We start from the raw sequence: 18,724 nt of genomic DNA on the forward strand, positions 1-18,724 counted from the left end.
CCAATTCACAGAGGTAATCTCTAATGTCTGAACAATGTCCCAACTGCCTGTCCCGGCGGATTGGCAAGAACAACTACGGCAAGAAAACCGCTGGTGTGGTCGGCGCGTCTGCCGGTACCTACGGCGGCTATGCGGCTGCTACGGCCGGAGCCCAAGCGGGTGCTGCCCTCGGTATCGTTGCCGGTCCTATCGGTGCGACTGTTGGCGGTATCGGCGGTGCCGTCATTGGTGCGTTGCTGGGTGGTGCCACTGGCGCTTCCGCTGGCGTGATTCTGGGCGACGTCCTGGATGACCGTGTGCTCGACAACTACCGCTGCCTTGATTGCGGCTATTCCTTCAGCGTCGACCCTGACTCCCCAGACGACATCCGTTAATTCCCTTCGCGCACTTCAAAGGAGAACAACCATGGCTCATCTCATCGAGCAAATGGCCTATGTTGGCCAAACCCCGTGGCATGGCCTGGGGAACGAACTCACCTCGAATCAGCCCCTGGAGGTCTGGGCAAAGCAAGCCGGTCTGGACTGGAAGATCCAGGAAAGCCCGGTCCGCTATGTCACTAATTCTGGCGGCACCCTGGGCGAGATTCTGTCCTATCCGGATTCCAAAGTGCTTTACCGCTCCGATACAAGGGCACCGCTGTCGGTGGTTGGCAACCGTTTCAAGGTCGTTCAGCCCGAGGAAATCCTGGAGTTCTACCGTGACCTGACTGAAGTCTCCGGTTTTGAGCTGGAAACAGCTGGTGTCCTGAAAGGTGGCCGCAAGATGTGGGCTCTGGCTCGCACCGGCCAATCGGGCATGCTCAAGGGCAACGATCAAACCAATGCCTACGTGCTGCTGGCCACCGCCTGTGACGGCACTATGGCCACGACAGCTCAGTTCACGAGTATTCGTGTTGTATGTAACAACACTCTGGCCGTCGCTCTGAAGGGCTCCACTGCCAACGCCGTCAAGGTGAAGCACAACACCGCATTCGACGCGGACCTGGTTAAGAAACAGCTCGGCATATCCGTTAGCGCATGGGATGACTTCATGTACCGCCTGAAGACCCTGAGTGAGCGGAAAGTGAAAACCACTGAGGCCAGGAACTACTTCCTCAAGGTGTTCACGGACGATTCTAGTGCTGGGGTTGGCAAAACCAACGAGCGTTCCATGGCCAAAGCCCTGGGTCTGTACGAAGGCGAGGGCATGGGTGCCACGTTGGCTTCATCGGACGGCACAGCCTACGGGCTTCTGAATGCAGTGACGGAATTCATCGATCACCAGCGCCGTGCCAAAACTGTCGACCATCGACTGGATTCAGCCTGGTTTGGCACCGGTGCAGCCTTGAAGAACCGTGCATTAGAGCAGGCCATGTCACTTGTGGCCTAACCCGGATTTCTCATAGCTACTCAGCCAGTCTCGCAGACTGAGCGGTTTACCGCCATGACCGCTCAGATGAAGCCATCACAGCCTGATAATTGATCAATTTCTGTTGTCCGGACATACTGCCCCCTTTCCCCCATTGCGTCGGGCCGGGGGAGCCCGAGCATCTATCCCGGAACCAGGCGACTTACCAGATCCGTGAGTTCGTGCTTGTAAGGATAGGCGTCACTCATCAGCACCCGGACTCGACGGGTATTGCGGATGATGACTGCGCCAACCTTGATCAGCTTCAGTCGCAGATTGCCAGCACTCATTCGTTCGAAGGGTGTCTTTTTCAGGTGCGCTCGTAATCGCTCGAACAGGGTGTAAGCGAAGCCGGACAAGATCAGCCGCCATTGATTGGTCCACCACCGGACGCTCGATGTTCGATCCGCGAACAGGTACAACTGCTGATCCTTGATCCGGTTTTCCATATCGCCTCGGGCGCAGTACTGCTCGTAGTAGAGCTTGAAGCCGTCATCGTAGCGGGAGCTGATGACGAAGCGAGGGTTGGAACCCAGCTCGCCTTCTTCCAGGCGGGCCACCACCCAGCGAGGGAACTTCCAGGAACGCGCCTGATAGCGGAATCGGTAAACGGCAGAGACTTTTTCACCGACTTTCTGGTGCGTGTCCCGGACCAGTCGTGAAGGCGCTTCCACATCCTTGAGCAACCGGCTGTTCTTGCTGATGCCGACCAGGTAATCCACATTATTCCGGTCGCACCAGCTCAATAGGCGAGGCCGATAGAAGCCACTGTCACCTCGGAACACGATGCGTGTATCGGGCCAATATTGCCGGATGAACTTTACCAGCAGGGCCAGAATGGCCCAGCTGTGGCGGCTGTCACTGCGGCTGCTGGTGCGCAGGTAGCTCACCAGCAGGTGACGGCCGCAGAACACGTACAGCGGAAAGTAGCAGTGGTGGTCGTAATAAGCGTTAAAGAACTTGCCGGGCTGGTCGCCATGAACGGGGATATCGGTACCGTCAAAATCCAGCACGATTTCCTTCGGCGGTGTCTCGTGCTGTTCGATGAAATGCTGCCACAGCAATTCGTGGGCCTTGACCACCGACTGACGGGTTACTTGCTGCTCCATTCGGCAGAGCGTGGACTTGCCGGCCAAGTCGCGCTCTTTGCCGACCGCGGTTTGCAGAGCCTGATCAAAACGCAGCGCTTCATGATCGTTCAGATCTTCGTATCCTGCAGCCACGCCGAAGACCCGTTGCCGAGTCATGGTTTCCAGCTTGTGGCGAACCAGCACTGGATTCCGTGAATCGTTAAGCACCGAGGCCAGGCGCTGAGTCAGACGGTGCTGTTTGTCGACTTCCCGAAGCAGGAGCAACCCTGCATCGGAGGTGATATGACCACCGGAGAAATCGGCTTCAATTTGGCGGCGAGAGAGTGGCGAGAAGGTCAGTTTTTCAGGTAACATTTTGGATAGCGGCTGTTGGTTCAGTGGTGATGGTGTAAGGTCCTGAAACCATAGCACTTTCAGCCGCTCCCTTCCTCCTTACGCTACCCTCTCATGAGAAATCCGGGCTAAGCCAATCCTACAAAACTCAAAACCGCCATAAAGCCCACCGGAGCCTGATGCTCTGGTGGGCTTTTTTATGTCTGGAGGAAAAACCATGGGCATGCGTGCAAACACAGTTCAGAAACAGCGACCGGCATTGCGCCTGGTCTCCACCAAGGGCCTCAGCCGGGATGAATGGCTAAAGGTACGTAAGCAGGGCATTGGCAGTAGCGATGCCGCTGCGGCCGTTGGCATGAACCCTTATCAATCCCAGTTGGAACTCTGGATGGTCAAAACCGGCAGAGATGCTGGCTTACCAAAGCCGGATTCGGACGATCCGACTTCACCGGTTTACTGGGGCCATATCCTGGAACCGATTGTGGCCGAGCAGTACAGCCAGCAGACGGGCCGGAAAGTGCGCCGGGTGAATGCGGTACTGCAGCATCCAGATCCGGAAAAGCACTGGATGTTGGCCAATCTAGATTACTCCGTGGTGGCTGATGACGACGTGCAGATCCTGGAATGCAAAACGGCAGGGGAGTTCGGGTCGCGTCTATGGAAAGAGGGTGTGCCGGATTACATCCAGTGCCAGGTGCAGCATCAGTTGGCTGTCACCGGCAAACAGGCAGCGGACGTGTGCGTTCTGTTGTGTGGCCAGGAGTTAAAGATCTATCGCGTTGAACGAAACGAGGAGCTCATCGAGGCACTTTACGTGTTGGAGCGTCAGTTCTGGGATTTCGTGGAAACGGATACCCCGCCACCGGTCGATGGAACCGATTCTGCTGAACGTGCATTGCGGCATCTGTACCCAGTGGACAGAGGAGAGACCCTGGATTTCAGCCAGAGCAAGGAGCTTTCCGATGCGTTCGACGAATTGCTGGCTATCCGTAAGGAAATGGAAGCCCTTAGCTCTACAGAATCCCACCTGAAACAGCGCATCGAGAGCCAGATGGGCGAAGCCTCAAAGGCAACCTTTCCAAGTGGCAGTGTGAGCTGGAAGCGTAGCAAGGACTCCGTGGGGCTCAATGTGAAGCAACTGCTGAAGGATCAGCCAGAACTACTGGATCAGTATCCCCTCACCAAGCCAGGAAGCCGTCGATTCCTCATCCAAGCATGAATTCCCCATTGGCCACGCGGGCGTGACGAGTGCCCCGTGGTCCTTTTTCCAGGAGAGTCATCATGATTAAAGGTTTAGCCATCACGCCTCCCGTGTTGGGGCGTATTAGCATCGGTCGGGTCGTTGAAAAGAACGGCATCCGGCTACCAAAGAAAGACGATCAGTTCACCATCACCTCCCAGATCCAGGAAAAGGATGGCTGGGTACTTCACCCCATGGACGAGGAACTGAGAAAGGATGCGCCAAACGGCAAGCTGCGGACCATCCCGGTGCGCATGCTCTTCAACGACGCTGACCTGAATCTGCGGGCTGAGTACACAATGTTCGACCGTAAAAGCGGGCGGCCTATGTGTGTCGGTAATGGCGACACATGTAAGCGCCTGACGCAGTCAGGAGTACAGTCTTTGCCGTGCCCGGGGCCAACACTCTGCGAGTTCGGCAAAGGTGGCCTGTGCAAGCCCTATGGCCGTCTGAACGTGAAGATTGGTGAAGACGATGATCTCGGCACCTTCATCTTTCGCACGACCGGCTACAACAGCATCCGGACCCTTGCAGCCAGGCTGAGCTACTACCAGGCAGTCTCTGGTGGTCTGCTGGCGTACATGCCGTTGGAACTGAAGCTGCGAGGGAAAAGCACGACGCAGAGTCATCGCACGCCGATTTACTATGTGGATCTGGTGGTCAAGGAGGGGTTGTTACTGCAGGAAGCGGTGGCCGAGGCAAGGGAAAAATCTAAGGAGATGAAGGAAGAGGGCATTGACCAGGCTGCGCTGGATGCGGCTGCAGCGAGGGGATTCGGTAATGCGTTGTTTGAGTATGATGAGGATGAGATGAGTCAGGTGGTTGAGGAGTTTTATCCGTCAGCAGCAGTCGAGGGCTCGACGGGGAATGCTGTCATCGTGTCGAAATTGCGAGAAGACCTGGATTCTGCCCGGTCAGTTTCTGGGTAGATATTGGGCGAGTGGCCGGGTTCGGCCGCTCGTCTCGATCAAACGTATGTTATTAATTTTTTGGGATAATTTGTTTGTAAAATACGATCTGCCCCGCTGACTATGTCAGGGAACATGCGGTTTTGAGACGAAAACGGCAACAACTGGAGCTGGATTTTTCTAACTCTGGGTGGACCTAATACGGGCTGAGGGGGTCACTTCTACCTACGGACGCAGTGGATCGTCGTCAATTGTTGGCGGCGTGAAGTCGGGAATGCGAAGATCCCAAAGCCGAGTTGAAAGTGTCATGGGACAAACAATTTTTAATCAAACTCAAACACGATTATTTCACTGGAATGTTGGGGAGGTAATCGTTGGAGAAAGAGCTTTTGCCGCAGGGGCAATCGAGGATTCGGTGCTGTGTTTTAATGATCCCGTCAAATTTCTTCAGCTTTACACTATTCTTTTGAATCTTTTTCGGATCGCGCGGCTGCCCGCTCTCTCTGGTGATGAGGTCGGCGACCTTGAGAATTCTTACTGGGTAGCAGATGTTAAGGGTATGACAGTTGGGGGGGGCGCTTTTGTGGGCGCTATACAAGCATTTCCTGAGTCTCGAAAGGCAAGTGGCAGCTTTCGCGTGGAATGGGTGGTAGGCTTCGCCTGGAATTAGAGGCAACCTTGGTCTGGAATACGCAACATATCGACGGATTCACGTAATCGTCAGCCAAAGAGTGGTGATATGCCAATAGTTCCATATTCAGCCTCAAATTTTGGCCCTCACTGGGGGGCAGCGCTAACCGGTAGCCATGATCTAACGTTAACGTGGAATGAAATTGTGTGGGCAGCTATGACGATGGGAAAACCCGGTGTTGCGTTTTTGTTGTCACATGGGTGGCATTCTATCAGTGACCTAGTCGTTCGAAGCCACACCGTTTACGCTAACTTGCGGGAAACCCCTAACTATAATATTGCAAAAAGCAGTCTTTACGCAGGATTGGATCCCACAGAAAAGAGCGGAGTGTCCTATTTCATGGGCATGGTCGCAGCTAAAGTTTTGGGGGCACGCCTTCTTGGTACGCCATGGCTTTTCCATGTCTCATTGGTTCATGCCCTCGGAGGGTCTGTTGTACTTAAGGCAAAATCAGAGCCCGATTTGGTTGGACTTCGGCATGATGGGAAGTGGATAGTCGCTGAGGCGAAAGGACGTACTTGGGGTTATAGCGCTTCAGCTATGGCTGCGGCAAAATTACAGACCCGCCAGTTGCGGACCATCAATGGTCAGTACCCATCCCTTCGAGTAGCCATCCAGGCATCGTTCAATCCGAGACTTCATTGGGCTATTGAAGACCCTGAAGAATATGATGAGGATGCGCCTGATCTACGGTTTAATCTTCAAAGCGCAATAAACTCATACTACTCAGCGCCGCTCATAGCGACTGGAAAGCGTCAGAGCAGAGTTATTGGCAATCGTAAATTCTTAGTGCAGGAGCTCTCAGAAATTGGAGTGACTATCGGAATAGATCAAGACTTGAGGGAAAGCTTGATTAGCCGAAATGTGTTCCGAAATGAACAAATGCGGTTTCCAAATCAGGGGCCTGAGCCACATCAGCATGGTGACTTTATTATTTTTTCTGACGGTTTGGCCATTTCATTAGATGAAAGGTGGTCAGAAGATCGAATGGCTCAAGACCCCTGGTCTAGGCGCAATGGGTAGCGATCTTTCAGCGGACGCTCAAGTGTCGACTGCGCCCAGGCAGGAGTGAGACGCTAAAATGAAGGAAAGATAACATGTCGCGGACAGCTGACTATACGATCCAAGGCTTTCTGTATCAATTTAATAAGACTGCTTTAGAGATACTGCGCGCGCAGGATGATGACATAGTAACGGTTGAAGGTATTGTCGAAGATATAGAGGTGGTTACGCCCGAGGCTATGACCGCCATCCAGTGTAAGTACCACGAAGCGAAGGCATCATTTACTGCAAGCGCGGTATACAAACCACTGCTCCAAATGCTGAAACACTTTTCCGAGAACCAGTTTGCAAACATAAGTTACGTGCTCTTTGCTCATTTTTCTGGAACTGGTACTCAGACTCCTAGTATCGAAAAGGCAACACTGGAAGCAGCCTTGGCTTCCAGAGATAAAGCTTTTGCGAAGCACATCAGTAGCATTCCATCAGACATTGACCTCGATCGCTTTCTAGAGAGGTTCATTGTAGAGTCCGGCCCCAGTTACGATGAGATCACAAAGTCCGTTGGCGATGAACTTGAGGTCAATGGCATGCCAAAGGGCGACGTCGAGACATTGGCATATCCAAATGCGATACAAATTATTGCCACACTTAGCGTAAAACATAACCCACTTGAGCGGCAGACCACGAAGAAGAAGTTCATTTCTGATTTGATGGCTATCCGCACGACGGCCATTTCTCGCTGGACGCTGGCTCTCAAGACTAGGGAGAAGCTGATCCAAGCGCGCCGTAAGCAGCTCAAGGTACATTTGGATAAGAATGCACGGCTGCGCTACTTCGTTATCGACCCAAACAGCATCGAGGACTACGGCGCTGAAATAGTTCTTTTTGTCTCAGATTACATAGACAGGTACCACTTTAAACCTGCGCACATCCACACTCCCATTTTTTGTATCTGCGCAAATCGAAGCGAAATTCAAGAAATACAGCATCGGCTTTACTTAAAAGGTATCTCTACGACAGATGGTTATATTGGTGGCCAGTTTGAAGAGTCTTATTTCTTTCGGGAGCCTCTGTGTTCGAAAGGTTCTAGAGGCGAAATGAAGCGCGAATTCAGTATTCGAATACTGAGTTGGGGGGATCGCGGCAAGGTCTTGAATGATCGGAAATGTGATGATCTTTTCATCATCGGAGAGCCAGACTGTAATGCACTAGCCCGGATTTCTCATGAGGGGATAAAAGAAAGCGGCTGAAAGTGCTATAGTTTCAGGACCTTACACCGTTCACCAAGCACCAACAGCCGCTATCCAAAATGGTACCTGAAAAACTGACCTTCTCGCCACTGTCTCGCCGTCAAATTGAAGCCGATTTCTCCGGTGGTCATATCACCTCCGATGCCGGCCTGCTTTTGCTTCGCGAAGTCGACAACCAACACCAGCTCACTCAGCGCCTGGCTACGGTGCTGGACGATGCCCGTAATCCGGTACTGGTTCGCCACAAGCTTCAAACCATGATCCGGCAACGGGTCTTTGGCGTAGCCGCCGGATACGAAGATCTGAACGATCACGAAACGTTACGCGCTGACCAGGCACTTCAGACCGCGACTGGCGAAGCGGCCATTCTAGCGGGCAAATCAACACTGTGCCGAATGGAGCAGCGCGTGGACCGGCAGGCCGTGGTCAAGGCCCACGAACTGATGTGGCATCACTTCATTGAGCAGCACGACGCCCCACCCAAGGAAATCGTGCTGGACTTCGATGGCACCGACGTTCCGGTGCATGGCGACCAGCCCGGCAAGTTCTTTAACGCCTACTACGATCACCATTGTTACTTCCCGCTGTACGTGTTCTGCGGCCGTCACCTGTTGGTGAGCTACCTGCGCACCAGCAATCGAAGCGACAGCCGCCATAGCTGGGCCATTCTGGCCCTGCTGGTGAAGTTCATCCGGCAGTACTGGCCGGATACCCGCATCGTGTTCCGGGGTGACAGCGGCTTTTACCGTCCCCGATTGCTGAGCTGGTGCGACCGGAACAACGTGGACTATCTGGTCGGCATCAGCAAGAACAGCCGGCTGCTCAAGGAGGTAGACGTACCCTCGATGCTGGTTCGCAAGGCTCACAACGAACTGGGTGAAAAAGTCTCCGCCACCTACCGGTTCCAGTACCAGGCCCGAACCTGGAAACACCCCCGCTGGGTGATCGCGCGTCTGGAGGAGTGCGAACTGGGTGCCAACCCCAGGTTCATTATCAGTTCCCGTTACGACGACGGCGTTAAACTCTACTACGAGCAATACTGTGCCCGGGGTGACATGGAAAACCGGATCAAGGATCAGCAGTTGTGTCTGTTCGCAGATCGCACCTCCAGCACGCGGTGGTGGACCAATCAGTGGCGGTTGCTCCTGTCGGGCTTTGCCTACACGCTGTTCGAGCGATTACGGGCCCACTTGAAGAAGACGCCCTTCGAGAGAATGAGCGCCAGTAACCTGCGGCTGAAGCTGATCAAGGTGGGCGCGGTCATCATTCGCAACACTCGGCGCATACGGGTGTTGATGAGCGATGCCTATCCTTACAAAGACGAACTCTCTGACCTGGTGCGTCAACTGGTTCCGGGATAGAAGCCCGGGCTCCCCCGGCCCGACTCAATGGGGGAAAGGGGGCCGTGTGTCCGGACAACAGGAATTGATCGATTATTGATCAGTCACGGCCGCCAATGAGCGGTAATGGCGGTAACCCGCACAGTCTGCGAGACTTGCTGGGGACCTATGAGAAATCCGGGCTAGATACCGTGGATGTGAACGTTGAGCGACTAGCGGGTGCCACGATGAAGGAAATCAAGTATGTCATGGGAGTAAGTAATGTCTACGAATAGCATAGGCCAAGTTCTTTCGTGTTCTCCAGAGGCGATCATCATTCTTGTTGATGACCTTCAAATGTTCGAAGAGAATAAAGCGGCCCTCCAGGTAGGTAGGTATGTGCAGATCGCCCAAGGAAACCATGATTTCACTATTGCCTCTATCCGCAACATCCGTGGCGTTCACGGACACGACTCGGAGGGCAATCCCAAGTGGCAGTTTCACATCGAATGTCAAGCGGTCGGTACCCTTATTGACGGTAAGACCTTTGAGCGCGGCAGCGTTCTGCTGCCCGTGCCTACTGAGGAAGCATTTCCGGCAGACAAGGAAACCCTCAATAAACTCTTCGCCGAAGATGCGGACTACCAGTTTCCTCTCGGTCGACTATCGCTGAACAAGACGACACCAATGAAAGTTCATGGGGATCGCTTTTTTAGTAAGCACATTGCCATCGTTGGCTCTACCGGCTCGGGAAAATCATGTGCAGTCTCTCGGATTCTCCAAGACGTAGTAGGAATTGCTGACGACAAAAATTCAAACCTTGGAAAGCAGAACAATTCTCACATTGTTATTTTTGACATTCACGATGAGTATACGGCTGCATTTACGTTGGGGGCTGAGCAAAGCTTCACATTAAATCGATTGGATATCGATTGTCTCCAGCTTCCGTACTGGCTTATGAACTCCGAGGAATTAGAGAGTATGTTCATTGAAAGCAATGAGCAGAACTCGCACAACCAGGTGAGCCAATTCAAACAGGCAGTCATTCTTAATAAAGAGCGGAAAAACCCCGAAATCAAAGAAATGACGTACGACACTCCAGTCTACTTCTCGATTCAGGAAGTATATCGCTACATCGAGAACATCAACCGTGAAGTGATTGGGCGTTTAGCGGGCGAGGACAGGCCAAAACTCGAGGACGGAACACTTGTTGAGTCGAGAGAAGACTATTACTTTGACAAAAAATGCGTATTCGTCGCCCCATCTACCGCAGCTGCAACGAAGGCAACAAATGGCCCATTCAATGGTGAGTTCAATCGCTTTGTATCGCGACTGGAAACTAAACTTGGTGACAAGCGTTTGCGCTTTTTGCTAGACCCGGTTAAATCTGACGGGGCTGCTTTCGAAACGGCGGATTTTGAGGAAATCATCAAACAGTTCCTCGGCTACCTTAATAAATCAAACGTTACCGTTATAGATCTTAGTGGAATTCCTTTTGAAGTCCTGAGCATAACTGTAAGCCTTGTCTCACGGCTGATCTTTGACTTTGCCTTCCATTACTCCAAGTTGCGACATAAAGAGGAATCTCTGAATGACGTTCCCGTCATGATCGTCTGCGAGGAAGCGCACAATTACATTCCGCAGAAGGATAATGCAGCATATCGTGCATCGCGAAAGTCGCTCGAGCGTATCGCGAAGGAGGGAAGGAAATATGGCCTTAGTCTCATGGTTGTAAGTCAACGACCGTCAGAGGTTTCTGAAACAATATTTGCACAGTGCAACAACTTTGTAGCACTTCGGCTCACTAACAATGCAGATCAAAATTACGTAAAAAGGCTTTTCCCAGATAACTCCAGCGGGATTACTGATATTCTCCCCAATCTTGCTCCGGGCGAATGTGTCGTGGTGGGGGATGCCGTTCTGCTTCCAGCCGTTGTTCAGATGCCCTTGCCCAAGCCTGAGCCGCATTCACATAGCGTTGGTTTTCACAATGAGTGGAAAGAGCCGTGGCGGGATATCACATTTACAGAAGTGATAAGTCGTTGGAGGAAGGAATAATCATCCACGATAATACACCGGCCACTAATAAGCCGGTGTATTATCCGCTCCTAATTCAATCCTAATCTTCCTCAAACTCAGAAGAGCTGAATTTCAACACATTGCAGTTTTCCTTGATCGTCCGCTGCAGCGATTCGTCAAATCCATCCTTCTTTCGGGCTTCAATTTCGACGGAAATGGTCACATCAACGCCAACCTGAGCAGTAAACTGCTGGATCACCTCATCCATAATAGTGGCGAAGTCCATTTTGGCTTTAACCGCATCCAGATCCACTGTGCCGTAGAAGTGTGTTTTGTTTGCAGCAGCCGAATCGTGCCCTGTGCCGCCATGTACACTCATGGGGTCTGTCGGCGGAGTTAGCCTGTCATCAATACCGCTGGCACCAGAAGTGTTGCCGGTGCCAGTTCCACCAGTGTCCGGGTGCTCAGGTTGAGGGCCGGGTGGTTGGGCCGCTCGGAGTTTCTCAGCGTAAGCCGCTGCAGTCTCTCGGTCGATCAGTAGTGAGGATTCGTCGAGTGATGCCAGTGAATTCTTTCCAAAACTGAATCCCAGAAAGCGGTCGCCCTCCTTGCCAGCTGCAAAGCCAAAGAAGTCCTCTGTTTCGACACCTTCAGCGATGGCATTGCGGAATACCTGGTCGTTAACCAATCTAGGCAAGTAAAGGTAATGACAACAGTCCTGCCAAACCTTGAGGGCACTGATTTCAGTGATCCCATCTTTCAGGTACCAGTCCGCGAGGACCTTGCGTAAATGAATCGGTGACCACTCATACACCATCCACTCTTCTTCCCGAAGCTTCTCCTCAATGCTTTGAATAAGGTTTTGTGCTGTCGGAGCGATGGCTACCACTTCCCACTTCAGTTCCGGGCGGCCTTTCACAAAGTCCTCGACCGGAGCCAAAAGCCACTTCCAGGTTTCCCGGATCAGTTGGGTTAGCGACTGATCGGCGCCATCTCGGCTGCGCTTGGATTGGTTCAGGTGAGACAAATCCTGGTTGAGTGTCCCGCTTTCGATATCCGCCACGATTGAACGCCAGGCGAGATAAATGCGCGCTTGCTCTTTCAGGCGGCTGACGACATCAAAATCAGGCGCCAGGAAGATTAACCGGTTTTGTTTTTGGCGAGGTTGGTCGCCACGGTTGCGTAGAATCTTCTCCGCTTCACTGAACGCCTGGTTCGTGTCGGTGCGGCTGTAACCGGCATTTGTGGGCAGTACAACCAAGCGAGGGCCCGTGCCATAGTCATCCGGAACGTCTGCAGAGGGCGTGAACACATGGATTCCACTAAACTGGTGATTCCGGCCAAATACCCGGCTTACCCGGTCTTTAAGTAGCGGAATCAAATCATCCCGTTCACTGATATTTTGCTTACGGCTCTCCATTTCCCTGCGGAGGTTGGGCTTGGTATCGAGCCAGTAGCGATCCTGTTCTGCATAGAGGTAGTGCAAGCGATCTCTAAGGCGCTTGAGCACGTCCTCAAATACGCCAATGGTCTGTCCAGGCTGCACGGTTGCCAGCAAAATCCGTTCGGTCTGAATGCCGCGAATCATTTGTTCCTGAGACGAGGGCGCGCTGCCCAGGAAAATGGCACGTGCCGTGCGACGGGCAGCCTGAACGCCCCCAAACAGGGTGTGGTGGCCATCAATATCAGCAGGAACAGATCGAGGTCCATCAACTTCCTTCTCGATTACTGGCTCCCAGCCTTGAGCTAGATAATGAATGCTCTTGTGGCGAACGCTGGCATCGTCCAATGGTAGTGAGCCAGGCATAATCAGCGCGTCTTTGTTGCCATCGTTCCAAAGCCGATGAATAACAATGGCCATGTACTGCAACACGCCCCGAGTCCGCTGGAATTTGTCGAGCGTGGACCAGTCTTCATACAGACGGTCGAATACCTCGGGATGAATAGGGTACGAGGAACACATGCGTTCAAAGTATTCGTTGGATTGGGTTTCAACCGGGAACTTGTCTGCATGCTGGCGATAAAAATCCGAGAACTGGCGGCTGATCCCTTCTACTTCGCCGCGTTCACCAGAGCTTTCGAACAGGCGTCTTCGAACTATTTCAAAGGACTCGCTGGAGCCCACTGGCTTCCAGACCGATTCCACCCTGGCGAAGTATTTTTCCAGGGAGTTGAGAGCACGTTGGCCCATGGTGCCGCCCACTTCCAGTTCAGATTCTGGCAAGGACGCCAGCAGGATAGCGTTAGGCACGGCCTTAAGAGCTTCGGTGAGCCCTTGAATGAAGCTAATGTTGCTGTCGAAGGTGCCACCTTTGTACTGCTTGCCCAACTCCAACTGACGTATATAGGCGACAAGCTCGTCAACCAGGATCACACACGGAGCAGCCCTGGTAAGCAGTTCTTTCAATACTTCCTTGCCGGGAGAGGTTCCGTCCGCGTCGCTGTCTGCTACTAAGGCATACCCTTCTTGACCTAGAAGCCGCCAAGCAAGCTCACCCCAGAGCGTATTTACGGTAATCGATCCATAAGTGCTGGATTGGCTGGGGGACTGGCGGATGCCATCTAGAACGGCGATACGGGCTCGCGGTAGTTCACTGATGCCTGCCTCGTCCAGAATTGGAGGAACGCCCATCAGCTTGTCCGTACTAGCCTCACGGTTGGCCAGGTGATAAACCGCCAGCATGGTGTGGGTTTTACCACCGCCGAATGCTGTTTGAAGCTGCACAACCGGATCACCGCCCTGACCAGCTAAGCGTTGAGCCACAGAAATCAGCAGAAGCCGCATGCCCTCGGTTATATAGGTACGAGAGAAGAACTTCTCCGCATTCTGGTATTCCTCCGGCGCTGTCCCGCTGGCAACCTGAGTGATGTCGGCAGCAAATTCGGACTGTTTGAAGGAACCCTCCAATACGTCTTTGTGTGGGCGGGCTATTTCGCTCCAGGGTTTCAAACTCATGAATTACTCCTTAAAAATCCAGTCCGGTTTGTTCACCTTTGTGACCAACATCATGAGATGCCGCCACAATTGCGTGCCAAGACGCGATTAATTCATTGTAAGCGCGGGCTTCTTCGGCCCACTTCTTGCGCTCGCAAAGGGTGTATAGGTGATAGGCCAGTTGGCGGATGGCTTCGCCTTTTTCCGGCATTTTAGCCAGCAGTTCCCCAGCAGCGGACTCCCCGCTGTTGTTCAAGCGGCGGATCATCTGGTGGCAGGCTTCCCAGACGGGGGTACGGTCGTCCTTGGTAGGATCCCATTCGGTTTCATACTCGGTCCATCGCAAAAGGCGTACTTTACCGCTGCCCGAATCGGCGATACCGGAAGAAACAACTCCGTCAACAGTTGTACCTTTGGCTCTAGAAAGAGTATCCGCCTCGCCGTAAGACCCTTTGTCCCAAGCATATTGTTCGAACCAGCTTGAGCAAAACTGTGTGTCAGAATCGAAGTCGCCAGAATCAGGACTAAGAAATTCGGTAACAGCTCTGTTAATCAGAACTAGAGCATCGTGAACGCTCATTTTACTGCCATCTTGATTAAGAACCGACCTGAATCCGTGAGTTCAACCGGCTGAAACTGTATCCAAAGCCTGCAATAACAAAGCCTTGGGCGATATAATAGCACCTGACATCCATTCACCCAGTCAGTGCATTTAGCTCATGCGTACTTTCACTCTCCAGCAATCCCGAACCGAAGTCTATACACCCCACGGCGGACTGGCCCTGGTGGGCCACTGCCTGAACCGGCACACGTCGCTGATCAAAACCGCTCGCACAGTCGTCAAGCGGCACGGTATTCCGAACATTGAGCTGATCCGCACCTACCTGGGCCTGATCACGCTGGGCAAGAGCGATTTCGAGGCGGCCGAGCCGGTACGAACAGATCCGTTCTTCAAATCGGCGATGGGCATCAAGCAGTCGCCATCTTCAGCCCGTTTGCGCCAGCGATTTGATGAAGATGCCCAAGCCCTGACGCCATTGCTGGAGGATGCCAGCGTTGAATTTCTTCAGTCCGTCGAAGCGCCGGTGTCACCACTGGCGATGGGCCATGTTGCCCTGGATATGGATGTCTTTCCCATGGACAACAGCCAGACCCATAAAGAGGGTGTCAGCTACACCTACAAGGGTTACGACGGCTATGCACCCATTGCCGCGTATCTGGGCCAGGAAGGCTGGTGCCTGGGTTGCGAGCTACGCCCTGGCAGCCAGCACGCCAATAACGGTTTTCTGGATACCCTCAAACGGGTTTTGCCCCGGGCCCGGTCACTGACGGACAAGCCCATCCTGCTGCGTCTGGACAGTGCACACGATGCCCGTGACAATCGCGACTTCCTGCGCGAGCAGGACCAGATCGACTTCCTGATCAAGTGGAACCCTCGCAAGCAGGATCCCTTGGCTTGGGCAAACAAGGCCCAGGCCAAGGAAGTCTGGTCGCTGGACCGCGACGGCAAGATGGAAGCGGTTCTGTCAGAAGACCTTCCCGATGAACCCGGCCTGCGTCGCATCGTCAAGGTCACCGTTCGCACCAGCGATGCCTCCGGTCAGCTGTACCTGGAGCCAGAAGTTAGCATCGAAGGCTGGATTACCTCCTTGCCCGCTGACGTGGCCAGTGAGCAACACATCATGGCGCTGTACAGCGACCATGCCACCAGTGAACAATTTCACAGCGAGTTCAAGACCGACCTGGACCTGGAGCGCCTGCCCTCCGGCAAGTTCGACACCAACAACCTGGTCATGGCCTTCGCCACCATGGGTTACAACGTGCTGCGCTGGATGGGCCTGAGACTGACCGCCCCAGATGCGCCAGTGCGCCATCCGGCCAAGCGCCGCCGCCTGAGAACGGTGATGCAGGAACTGATGACCATGGCCTGCCGCCTGGTGCACAGCGGCCGGCAGTGGATTCTGCGCTTTGGTCGGCACTGTCCGGGCTTTGCCGTTTACCGCGACCTCTATGGAAGCCTTGCCGCCTCCGGTTAAGCAAGTCCGACAACAGCCGCTACCTTAAAGCCACCCGGAAAACCAGCCCGGGGCAACCCGCTATTGCCTGACGACCAGAAGTTGATCAAAACGCGCCCAAATTTGGCCGCTGATCGACGTCAGACTGCACGTTCCGGCATTATCAACCTGCTTTTGACCAAGTGATGGCTCCCGTTAGCGCCGATGGCGCTTTGCGGAGTATACTGGCCTGCAAAGTCACTGATTCAGGAACCGATTCATACTCTGAGAAAAAGGCAATTCCAGGGCCAAGTGCCGCTTGTGCGAGGTCAACTGGCGAGATCGGTGTTGTGCCAGTGCTTCCACCTATCATTGCCTCGAGCGCCGACGGCATCTCTCTCCTGAGTAGTGTTTGAAATTCTCGCCTCGAAATCACATCCGAAGAATGTTGTTTTTTTCTACAAACGAGGACTATTGAAGATGCAAGTGCGTTGGAATTCTGCCCCCTCATACGTGATGCATTTTCCGTACTTAAAGGCCAAGTTCCGGTTATTTTGAATCCGGACTCAATAACCGATTCCAGAAAAGTTTCCCAACCGGAAGATGATGTGTTGGCGCCCCTCGTTTCGGATGCCTTGAAAGCATAGTAAATGGCTACAGGGAATGCAGGATGGGCTTTTTCAGCCATATTGCCCATCGCTTTTGTCATTCCATCGAGGAAAAATTTTTCTGCTTGTTCTTTGCCTCCATGACGAAATTGGTTTGCAACAAGCTCAGGCATTTTAGGAACGTGAATAGTTTCAAATATATCTGCAAAGTCGGACCGTAGCGTTCGCCTCATCCACATATAAAAGAGATCTGAAAGATTCGAGTAGGGCACATTATCGTAGTATGGAGGATCAGTAGATATCACGCTGTTTTCAAAAATGCTTGAGGGATTCTGGGCGTCACCTTGCTTAACAATCGCTGGTTCAAGCACGGGAGTAGTTGCTGCTGCAATTTTAGGAAGAGATTTCGCAATGCCACTGATAAATGTAGACCAGGAACCTGAACTATTTGAGAAGGGATTTGCCTCGGCGAAATCCCAAACCATAGGGATTGCCTGTTTTCCATATAGATGCCTGGGGCACTGGGCTATAGGTTCCCATCCACAAAATGCGTTCCCTAAGTCAGCCATCTTATCGAGAGCAAAGGTCAAATACGTGGCTATGAGCTTTGAGTATTGATCAGCCTTTTCATTTTTTCCAGAGTCCTGGATAGGGGAGTTTTTTATAAAATCACTTTTTATCTCTTCTTTTAACTCAATGATTGCGTCAGAGAAAGAGATTAAGGCTTGCAGCTGACGTCTGGTATACAAATCTTCAAAATTTTTATAGCCGTAGACTACGCAATTCGTACTCCCAGCCCAATGATCTATTGGAATAGATGGATATTCATCTAGAACTATGCTTTTAGCTAACTTTTCATGCTCTTCATCGGGAGATAAATAAACTCTTGACCGTTTTCCCTCTGCCGCAATCGCCATTAGGCGGTACTGAATTTTTCCTTCCTGGCCCTGCTGACGTATATATGAAAGCGGAATTGGACTTCCTGTCAGTATACAGCGCGCGCCTTTCCTACCCACAGTTCCAGTTGTCGTTTCGGGCAAATACTGACCGGTTTTAACTTTGAATTCGTAGCTCATGTCGGGGTTGACGTCATATTCAACCCAAGCTGCGGCACCTTTTTTCTTGGATAGCGCAAAGGATTTAACTAAAGGTACATGCTGTCCCATTGCAGCAGGATTGGGGCTTTTGATCGTGCGAGCCCAAATCCACGAAATAACAGTGTGCGATTCGCCGCTATTATAATTTTTGACCTCAGGGTAAAATTTACCTATCAGTTCCGCAGCTATATCTTTTGTTCTCTGCCCGTAAGTAATTAGGTCTTGGCAAAGGCCGCTGACTCCTGAAACTTCAAAATCAAAGGGCTTCTGTTTGGCATCATTGGCTGCGACAGGGGGGTGATTAACAAATTGGACAGGCAAATCGATCATGGCCTTGTTGATCATTAAAGCCAACGGGTTCAAGTCGGTAGCTACTGTTGGAAGGCCTAGTCGTTGAGCTTCTAAGGGTATCGCACCACCTCCTGCGAAGGGATCCTGTATCTTGGGAAACTCCGCGAAAAGCGAATCTGGTTTCCCGCGGTTCATTTCTTGGGTTTCTACCCATGACTTCATTATCTCTGCATGGGCCTTTTTCAATAACCCTTTGTTATTTACATTTTTCCACTTGGCTAACTCTCGGATTATGTCGAAGAGTCTCTCTCGTTCCCTTTCGACTTCAGCTTTGGTATTTCCTGGCCCCCAACCTCTTTCGCCGCCTGGGTCGTTAACTAACTGTGCAAATAGAACCGCGCGAGCAGCAGCAAGCGGTCTGCGAGCCCAGTATAGGTGTAACGAAGCGGGGTGACCCTGACGAACGGACTTTTCATGCCCTGCGGCAACATTGATGTCATCGAGTGGTAACGCTACTTCAATGAGTTTTTTGGGGGACTTGATGTCGGTCATAATGCTCT

The 18,724-nt window shown here is 52.5% G+C and carries 15 protein-coding genes; 11 read left to right on the forward strand and 4 right to left on the reverse strand.

Annotated features, from left to right (window positions below; all coding sequences use genetic code 11):
• The first annotated feature begins 23 nt into the window (after nt 1-23).
• A complete protein-coding gene (locus ACP86_RS16900) occupies nt 24-374 on the forward strand; it encodes a hypothetical protein (RefSeq protein WP_053114858.1) in 351 nt (116 codons plus the stop codon).
• 31 nt (nt 375-405) lie between these two features.
• Nucleotides 406-1,368: a DUF932 domain-containing protein gene (locus ACP86_RS16905; RefSeq protein ID WP_053114859.1), complete on the forward strand. Its 963-nt coding sequence runs from the start codon at nt 406-408 to the stop codon at nt 1,366-1,368.
• A 161-nt stretch (nt 1,369-1,529) separates the two neighbouring features.
• Here the strand turns inward: ACP86_RS16905 and ACP86_RS16910 are convergent, their stop codons facing one another.
• The gene (locus tag ACP86_RS16910) at nt 1,530-2,831 is read right to left on the reverse strand and encodes an IS1380 family transposase (protein WP_053114403.1); all 1,302 of its coding nucleotides are present in this window, start codon (nt 2,829-2,831) and stop codon (nt 1,530-1,532) included.
• A 202-nt stretch (nt 2,832-3,033) separates the two neighbouring features.
• Between ACP86_RS16910 and ACP86_RS16915 the strand changes: the two genes are divergently transcribed.
• The 8 genes from ACP86_RS16915 (at nt 3,034) to ACP86_RS16945 (ending at nt 11,278) form a co-directional block, all read left to right on the forward strand.
• Nucleotides 3,034-4,029, forward strand: a complete 996-nt coding sequence (locus ACP86_RS16915) for a YqaJ viral recombinase family protein (RefSeq protein ID WP_176443097.1) — start codon at nt 3,034-3,036, stop codon at nt 4,027-4,029.
• Nucleotides 4,030-4,091: 62 nt separating this feature from the next.
• Entirely contained in the window at nt 4,092-4,979 is an 888-nt protein-coding gene (locus ACP86_RS16920) for a hypothetical protein (protein ID WP_053114861.1), read from the forward strand.
• A gap of 286 nt (nt 4,980-5,265) precedes the next feature.
• Nucleotides 5,266-5,628, forward strand: coding sequence for a hypothetical protein (locus tag ACP86_RS16925; protein ID WP_053114862.1), 363 nt, complete (start codon nt 5,266-5,268; stop codon nt 5,626-5,628).
• A 360-nt stretch (nt 5,629-5,988) separates the two neighbouring features.
• Nucleotides 5,989-6,672 (forward strand): hypothetical protein, encoded by a 684-nt coding sequence (locus ACP86_RS16930; RefSeq protein WP_053114863.1) that lies wholly within the window; start codon nt 5,989-5,991, stop codon nt 6,670-6,672.
• A gap of 74 nt (nt 6,673-6,746) precedes the next feature.
• On the forward strand, nt 6,747-7,901 hold the full coding sequence (locus ACP86_RS16935) for a hypothetical protein (RefSeq protein ID WP_053114864.1): 1,155 nt from the start codon (nt 6,747-6,749) through the stop codon (nt 7,899-7,901).
• Between the two features lie 59 nt (nt 7,902-7,960).
• Nucleotides 7,961-9,262, forward strand: a complete 1,302-nt coding sequence (locus tag ACP86_RS16940; protein ID WP_053113920.1) for an IS1380 family transposase — start codon at nt 7,961-7,963, stop codon at nt 9,260-9,262.
• Nucleotides 9,263-9,357: 95 nt separating this feature from the next.
• Nucleotides 9,358-9,516 (forward strand): hypothetical protein, encoded by a 159-nt coding sequence (locus tag ACP86_RS22870; RefSeq protein ID WP_158499464.1) that lies wholly within the window; start codon nt 9,358-9,360, stop codon nt 9,514-9,516.
• Nucleotides 9,503-11,278, forward strand: a complete 1,776-nt coding sequence (locus ACP86_RS16945) for an ATP-binding protein (RefSeq protein ID WP_053114865.1) — start codon at nt 9,503-9,505, stop codon at nt 11,276-11,278. Before ACP86_RS22870 ends, ACP86_RS16945 begins: the two co-directional genes overlap by 14 nt.
• 61 nt (nt 11,279-11,339) lie before the next feature.
• Here ACP86_RS16945 and ACP86_RS16950 read toward each other — a convergent pair whose 3' ends face one another.
• Together ACP86_RS16950 and ACP86_RS16955 are read right to left on the reverse strand one after the other, a co-directional pair.
• Entirely contained in the window at nt 11,340-14,147 is a 2,808-nt protein-coding gene (locus ACP86_RS16950; RefSeq protein ID WP_200905073.1) for an ATP-binding protein, read from the reverse strand.
• 58 nt (nt 14,148-14,205) lie between these two features.
• Nucleotides 14,206-14,754, reverse strand: coding sequence for a hypothetical protein (locus ACP86_RS16955; RefSeq protein ID WP_053114867.1), 549 nt, complete (start codon nt 14,752-14,754; stop codon nt 14,206-14,208).
• Between the two features lie 139 nt (nt 14,755-14,893).
• Between ACP86_RS16955 and ACP86_RS16960 the strand changes: the two genes are divergently transcribed.
• Nucleotides 14,894-16,210, forward strand: a complete 1,317-nt coding sequence (locus ACP86_RS16960) for an IS1380 family transposase (RefSeq protein ID WP_053113071.1) — start codon at nt 14,894-14,896, stop codon at nt 16,208-16,210.
• Between the two features lie 142 nt (nt 16,211-16,352).
• Here the strand turns inward: ACP86_RS16960 and ACP86_RS16965 are convergent, their stop codons facing one another.
• Complete coding sequence (locus ACP86_RS16965; RefSeq protein ID WP_053114868.1) at nt 16,353-18,716, reverse strand: DUF1156 domain-containing protein; 2,364 nt, start codon at nt 18,714-18,716, stop codon at nt 16,353-16,355.
• Nucleotides 18,717-18,724 lie beyond the last annotated feature (8 nt).

The organism is Marinobacter sp. CP1 (genome assembly GCF_001266795.1).
GTDB lineage: Bacteria > Pseudomonadota > Gammaproteobacteria > Pseudomonadales > Oleiphilaceae > Marinobacter > Marinobacter flavimaris.